Below are 6,383 nucleotides of genomic sequence, written 5' to 3'. Positions count from 1 at the left end.
AATCAAGAGTATCGCGCCAAAGCCCTAACTGCTTTAGCTGACAAACTGCCCGAAGTGTTACCCGAAGCCCTTCAAGTTGCTCGCGAAATTGCTAATGAATATAATCGCGCCAAAGTCCTAACTGCTTTAGCTGACAAACTGCCCGAAGTGTTGCCCGAAGCCCTTCAAGTTGCTCGCGAGATTGCTAATCAAGAGTATCGCGCCAAAGCCCTAACTGCTTTAGCTGACAAACTGCCCGAAGCATTAATGCCCGAAGCCCTTCAAGTTGCTCGCGAAATTGCTAATGAAAGATATCGCGTCGATGCCCTCACTGCCTTAGCTATCCCTTTATCCAAGATGCCAATAACCGAGCTTTTCTCTCTTTGGCAAGATACACTGCACAAAATATCTCAGAGACGTCGCAAGGACTTGCTGCAAGACATAAGCGCACTGGTTCCGGTTTTGTTTGCGTTAAGTGATCAGCTAGCAGTGGCTGAAGTTGCTACTGCTATTAATGATGTGGCACGGTGGTGGCGCTAATGCATGCATATTTTCTATGGCTTCCATAACCGCATTGTTACAGCACTTTGCATCTAAATGGAGTACACCCTGCCCCTAAGAGGATGTCTGAGAAGTCAATTTGCTCCGCGATCGCTCTAATGAGCGATCGCTATTTGGAGTAGATATAACTACGCTGACACCAGAGGCGGACGTAGGCGCTCAAGTTACATTTATTAATTTATAAAGTTTAATTTAGTTACTGTCTGTATATATATACAGTTTAATGAGTTGATTCAGTTTTCAAGGATACTGCTGGCGAATGAGGGGTTGAGCAAGATTTTGATATTTCCGCGCAAGAACGGGTGCTGAATCCCAGTTTTGTTTCCCCTAACCTTAGAGATAACAAGATGATTACTGAATCAACAAGCGGTTAGGAGGTTTAAACATGGCTAGTAATGCAGATACACCATCTTCCACAAACAACAATGCTCCTAAAAAACTTCTAACTATCGGAGCAGCACTTGCCCTTGCTTTGGTGGGTGGCGTTGCTTTCGCCAAAACTCAGCAAATTGAGCCTGCTGTGAATCAAGTCATAACACTTAGTCACGATGTAAAAATGGCAGGCGACTTGCAACAGCCTGCTGACTACAAACCAGGCTTAAATAGAGTAACTTTCCAAAGCGAAGGCGTCAAGATGGTGGGCAACTTGCATTTGCCTGCTGATTACAAACCAGGTGATAAACTTCCAGCTGTTGTAGTCACGGGCGCGTGGACAACGGTGAAGGAGCAAATGCCTGATTTGTATGCCAAAAAGCTTGCAGAACAAGGGTTGGCGACTTTCACATTTGATTTTCGCTTCTGGGGTGAAAGCGGCGGTGAACCACGTCAGTATGAATCGCCACAAAAGAAAATTCAGGATATCAAGAATGCAGTAAGCTACTTGCGATCGCTACCCATGATTAATGCCAACCAGATCGGTGGCTTGGGCGTGTGTGCCAGTGCTGGTTATATGGCAGAGGCAGTAGCTGAAGATACCAGATTCAAATCATTCGTAACCGTCGCTGCATGGTTGCACGATCCTGAATCTCTGCGTTCAGTCTTTGGTGAAGAAGGAGTGCGTCGCAAGATACAAGCCGGGATAGCTGCACAAAAGAAATATGCTCAAACTGGGGAAGTGGAGTATGTGCCAGCTTACAAGCAAAATGACCCAAAAGCTGCTATGTCTAGCCCGTTAAGTTATTATGGCAGTTCTTCTCGCGGTGCGATCGCGCAGTGGAAGAACCAGTTTGCAGAGATGTCGTGGGTAGAATGGTTGCAGTTTAATGCTCTTGCCGCCGCTCCCAAAGTCAATGTTCCGACGCTTTTTATTCACAGCGACAACTCAGCTTTACCAGACAGCGTGCGTAAATTTTACAATACCATGCCTGGACAGAAGAAGTTGTTCTGGACACAAGGTCAGCACACTGACTTCTACGATCAAGAACCGTATGTCACCAAGGCGGTGCAAGTTGCTGCTGTTCACTTCAAAAACACGCTAAAAGACACGAAAACTGTCCAAAAATAAATTCCAAAAATAAATTATTGATGATAATATCCCGCAGAAACATAGTTTTCACAGGTAGTGCCGGAGTTGCTTTTTTGATAACACAGATGACTACTGCCGAAGCTCAAATAAGGAATCGCAGGAATCAAACTATGAATCATGATGTTGCTCAACAAGCATTGGATCGCCAGGAAATTATCGAAACAGTTAACAAAATTGGCTTGATGGCAGATTTGCGTAACTGGGCAGAGTGCCGTGCTTCCTTTAGCGATCAGGTTGAATTCGATTACACTTCCATGTTAGGCGGTCAACCTACCACTGTCAGTGCAGATACCCAAATCCAGCAGTGGACTGAGATTGATGAGCGAAAGTTGGCGATTGGGCTTTAGCCCACTGCCCTTCGGGCGATCGCCGACACTGTTGTTCAAGTCGCAGAGGAAATAGGACGTAAACCCTCACAAGTTGCTATCAACTGGGTACGCAGCAAAGGCGTGATTCCCATTTTGGGAGCAACTAAACTATCTCAAATTCAAGACAATCTTGCTTGTCTGGATTTCCAATTATCTCCAGAACACATACAGAAACTGGATGAATTAAGAAGGCAGAAGTACGAAGGCAGAAGGCAGAAGGCGTCCCCACGAATGAATTCGGGGGATTTAATAAAGTTGCTACGCGTTTATTTTTCTCCATAAATAAATTCAGGGGCTTTAAACCTTATGGCAGAGAACAGAGGACTTATTTTTGTATCAAAGCTTACCTTCTTTCCTTCTGCCCTCTGCCCTCTGCCCTCTGCCTTTCTTCGGTCAGCTTCCTTGAGCTTGGCTTTCCCCACGACTTCTTAGTCAACACAAGAGGAGCAACCTTCGGCGGGACTTTCGAGTTAATAGACAATCACCGTAGTTAAAGATAAGCCTGATACATAAATGATATGAATAACACGTTAATGAAGGCACTGAGCCGACGTGCAATGATGTTGGGGGGAGCAGGATTTGCTGGACTGACAGCAATGGTGTTTGCAGGACGGAGTCAGGCGAATACTCAGAAGTCGCCGGAACCTAAAGCCACTACTAATCGCAACGGCAAATTTGCAGGTAAAGTTGTGCTAATCACTGGGGCAACTTCCGGTATTGGAGAAGGAACGGCTTATGCCTTTGCAAAAGAAGGAGCAAAAGTCTTCTTCTGCGGACGACGTGAAAACTTGGGCAAACAAGTTGAAGCCAAAATCAAAAGTTTTGGTGGCGAAGCAACGTATATGCAAGCCGATGTCAGAAAAGAAGAAGATGTCAAAGCATTTATTGACGCCTGTGTCAAGAAGTATGGTCGGATTGATATTGCCTTTAACAATGCAGGTATTGAGAGCAAACCTGCCACAATTGCTGAGCGATCGCTTGAAGAATGGATGGACTTGCTCAACACTAATGCAACGGGTGTGTTCTTATCGATGAAGTATGAACTACCTCATATGTTGCGCCAAGGCGGTGGAGTCATTGTCAACAATGCCTCGGTTTCCGGACACGTCGGCTTTGCAACGATTGCTCCCTACAGCGCCAGCAAACACGCCGTTATCTCCCTAACCAAAGTTCCAGCCTTGGAATATGCAGACAAGAATATTCGCGTCAATTCGGTTTCACCCGGAGCAGTCGATACCCCTATGCTACGACGGGCGCTAGCCGCTTGGAAAACTGACTTTAAGGCAGTTTCTCAAGATTATCCCATCAAGCGAATTGTCAATACAGAAGAAATTGCGAGAACCGTGATGTGGTTGAGTTCTGATGATGCAACTTGCATCACGGGCATGGATGTTGATGCTACAGGCGGTTATTTGACCAAGTAATTGAGAATAATCTCACCACCACAAAACTTTTTAACTCTTTATTACAAGCAAACAAAATCTTTTATGGCGTTTAAGACTCGGCGTACCCTGCTTAGGAGTGCCTTAGCAGCAGGCGCATTGGCAGCAGTAGGCATAATATCAAGCCCGGTAGCATCCGCAATCACTAAAGATGACCAAATCCGCCAGAAAAATGAGCGAGTCGTTCGCGATTTTCTCGACCTTTTGTCCAAGAAGCGCATGGATACATGGCTTGAGTTATGGGATAAAGACGGCGTACAGGATATGCCTTATTCACCGCCTGGCTTTCCCAAACGGCTTGAGGGTAAAGCTGCGATCGCAAAGCACTACAGCGCACTCCCCACCAATGTGGGCAAAATGGTTTTCCCCGACTTAGTCATCTATCCCATGGTTGATCCAAACACCCTTTATGCAGAATACCGTGGGGAAATTGAAGTTCTGGCGACTGGCAAACCTTACAACAATATCTATGCAGGACTATTCAAATTCCGCAACGGCAAAATTCTGCTCTACCGAGAATACTACAACCCGATGGTGTTTACTGAAGCCTGGGGAGACAGTTTTTCAAAATGATTCAACCTTTCAAAGTAAGCAGTTTACCTATCACAAGCAGTCAGTTTTTAAGTTTATTGTAGGAGAAGCAGATGGCAGACAAGTTTGAGAATTCATCATCTTCAGAGACGAACCTCACGGGTAGAAGGTCAACTAAGGGAGTTTCTCGACGGCGAATACTTGTTGGCGGTGCTTCTGTTGCTGGAGTTGGTGCAACATTTCTGGCTGGAGGTGCCCAAGCGAATACTCAGAAGCCGCCGGAACCCAAAGCCACTACTAATCGCAACGGCAAATTTGCAGGTAAAGTCGTGGTGATCACCGGGGCGACTTCCGGTATTGGGGAAGGAACGGCTTATGCCTTTGCAAAAGAAGGAGCAAAAGTCTTCTTCTGCGGACGACGTGAAAACTTGGGCAAACAAGTTGAAGCTAAAATCAAAGGTTTTGGTGGCGAAGCAACGTATATGCAAGCCGATGTCAGAAAAGAAGAAGATGTCAAAGCCTTTATTGACGCCTGCGTCCAAAAGTATGGTCGGATTGATATTGCCTTCAACAATGCAGGCATCGTGAACCCTGAGTTTACAAAGATTCACGAACAGAAAACCGAGGACTTCCTCAACTGCATGAACACCAACGCGCTTGGTACCTTCCTCTCAATGAAGTACGAAATCCCGTATATGCTCAAGCAAGGCGGTGGTGTCATCCTTAACACGGCATCCGTATCGTCGCATCGCGCTTTCTCTGAACTCTCCCCGTACAGTGCCAGCAAACACGCCGTGGCTTCGCTTACCAAAGTGGCGGCGCTGGAGTACGCCCGCAACAATATTCGCGTGAGTTCAATCTCGCCTGGTGGAGTAGATACGCCCATGCTGCGTTATGCACGTGCCAAACGCGGCGTTTCGTTTGAGGAAGGGTCAAAGGGTATACCAATTGGACGCACAAATACGGTTGAGGAAATGGCGCGTGCGGTTATGTTCCTCGCATCCGATGAAGCTACCGCCTTTCACGGTTCGCTTGTGGATGTGACTGGTGGAATGCTGGATTAATCTCTAATTTTTTGACACAAACTTAGAAAATTTTTCTATGCAATACACAACTTTAGGACACACAGGTTTAGTTGTCTCCCGTCTCGCATTCGGTGCGATGACTTTTGGCGAAGGTCAACTTGTTCCTGGTGTCATCAACAATATTGACCAAAACATGGCAGACCAAATGGTCAACCGCGCCCTCGATGCTGGTATAAACCTTTTCGACACAGCAGATGCCTACACAAGCGGACAGTCGGAAATCATGCTAGGCAAGGCATTGGGAAACCGTCGCCATGAGGCAATCATAGCTACCAAAGTAGGATTTCGTACAGGCAATGCAATAACTGATACTGGTCTTTCCTATCGCCATATCATCGCATCTGCTGAAGCAAGCTTGAAGCGACTGGGAACAGATTACATTGACTTATATCAAATACACATTCCCGATCCCCTCACGCCACCAGAAGAAACGGTACGCGCCTTGGATGATTTAGTACGGCGCGGAATGGTGCGTTATGTCGGCTTCTCCAACCTCCCAGCCTGGAAAGCTGCCCGGATGTTGGCAATTCAAGAGCGTCATGGCTATGCTCGATTTGTGGGAGCGCAAATGTATTACTCGCTACTAGGGCGTGATATAGAACACGAGATTGTCCCGTTTGTGGAAGACACAGGTATCGGTATTTTGGTATGGAGTCCTCTTGCCAGTGGTTTCCTCAGCGGTAAGTACACTCGTCAAACCCCTGTGCCTGAAGATGCTCGTCGCAAAAATTTCCAGTTTCCACCTGTTGAGGTAGAAAAGGGCTAGCAACAGTTCAGAAAATCCTATCTAATTCTCCTCAATCCTACTCATTATTAAACTTTTAGTAACAAAATGCTAACATTTGGCTGTGGCTAGTTGAGAAGAATTACAATAAATTCATATTCGTTGTTG

8 protein-coding genes and 1 pseudogene are annotated in these 6,383 nt (G+C 46.2%); 8 read left to right on the top strand and 1 reads right to left on the bottom strand.

Annotation, left to right across the window (positions count from 1 at the left end; genetic code table 11):
• From ACM0OZ_RS11335 to ACM0OZ_RS11320, 4 genes and pseudogenes are all read left to right on the top strand, one after another.
• Positions 1–519: pseudogene (locus ACM0OZ_RS11335) on the top strand (hypothetical protein); the annotation flags it as partial.
• Positions 520–925: 406 nt separating this feature from the next.
• The gene (locus ACM0OZ_RS11330; protein ID WP_414582935.1) at positions 926–2,044 is read left to right on the top strand and encodes an alpha/beta hydrolase; all 1,119 of its coding nucleotides are present in this window, start codon (positions 926–928) and stop codon (positions 2,042–2,044) included.
• A gap of 131 nt (positions 2,045–2,175) precedes the next feature.
• The gene (locus ACM0OZ_RS11325; RefSeq protein WP_414582934.1) at positions 2,176–2,412 is read left to right on the top strand and encodes a nuclear transport factor 2 family protein; all 237 of its coding nucleotides are present in this window, start codon (positions 2,176–2,178) and stop codon (positions 2,410–2,412) included.
• An 18-nt stretch (positions 2,413–2,430) separates the two neighbouring features.
• On the top strand, positions 2,431–2,715 hold the full coding sequence (locus ACM0OZ_RS11320) for an aldo/keto reductase (protein WP_414582943.1): 285 nt from the start codon (positions 2,431–2,433) through the stop codon (positions 2,713–2,715).
• Here the strand turns inward: ACM0OZ_RS11320 and ACM0OZ_RS11315 are convergent.
• Entirely contained in the window at positions 2,700–2,855 is a 156-nt protein-coding gene (locus ACM0OZ_RS11315; protein ID WP_414582933.1) for a hypothetical protein, read from the bottom strand. The genes ACM0OZ_RS11320 and ACM0OZ_RS11315 overlap by 16 nt on opposite strands.
• Positions 2,856–2,951: 96 nt before the next feature.
• On the opposite strand from ACM0OZ_RS11315, the gene ACM0OZ_RS11310 reads away from it, so the two are divergent.
• The 4 genes from ACM0OZ_RS11310 (at position 2,952) to ACM0OZ_RS11295 (ending at position 6,257) form a co-directional block, all read left to right on the top strand.
• Positions 2,952–3,857 (top strand): SDR family NAD(P)-dependent oxidoreductase, encoded by a 906-nt coding sequence (locus ACM0OZ_RS11310; RefSeq protein WP_414582932.1) that lies wholly within the window; start codon positions 2,952–2,954, stop codon positions 3,855–3,857.
• Positions 3,858–3,920: 63 nt separating this feature from the next.
• On the top strand, positions 3,921–4,448 hold the full coding sequence (locus ACM0OZ_RS11305; RefSeq protein WP_414582931.1) for a nuclear transport factor 2 family protein: 528 nt from the start codon (positions 3,921–3,923) through the stop codon (positions 4,446–4,448).
• 71 nt (positions 4,449–4,519) lie between these two features.
• Positions 4,520–5,470 carry an SDR family NAD(P)-dependent oxidoreductase gene (locus tag ACM0OZ_RS11300; protein ID WP_414582930.1) on the top strand — a complete coding sequence of 317 codons (951 nt, stop codon included), beginning with the start codon at positions 4,520–4,522 and terminating at the stop codon, positions 5,468–5,470.
• A gap of 37 nt (positions 5,471–5,507) precedes the next feature.
• Positions 5,508–6,257, top strand: coding sequence for an aldo/keto reductase (locus ACM0OZ_RS11295; RefSeq protein ID WP_414582929.1), 750 nt, complete (start codon positions 5,508–5,510; stop codon positions 6,255–6,257).
• The last annotated feature ends 126 nt before the right edge of the window (positions 6,258–6,383 follow it).

This window comes from Scytonema sp. PCC 10023, from assembly GCF_963920835.1.
In the GTDB taxonomy this organism is placed as follows: Bacteria; Cyanobacteriota; Cyanobacteriia; order Cyanobacteriales; family Nostocaceae; genus Kalymmatonema.
This window is presented reverse-complemented; position numbering and strand designations above follow the sequence as displayed.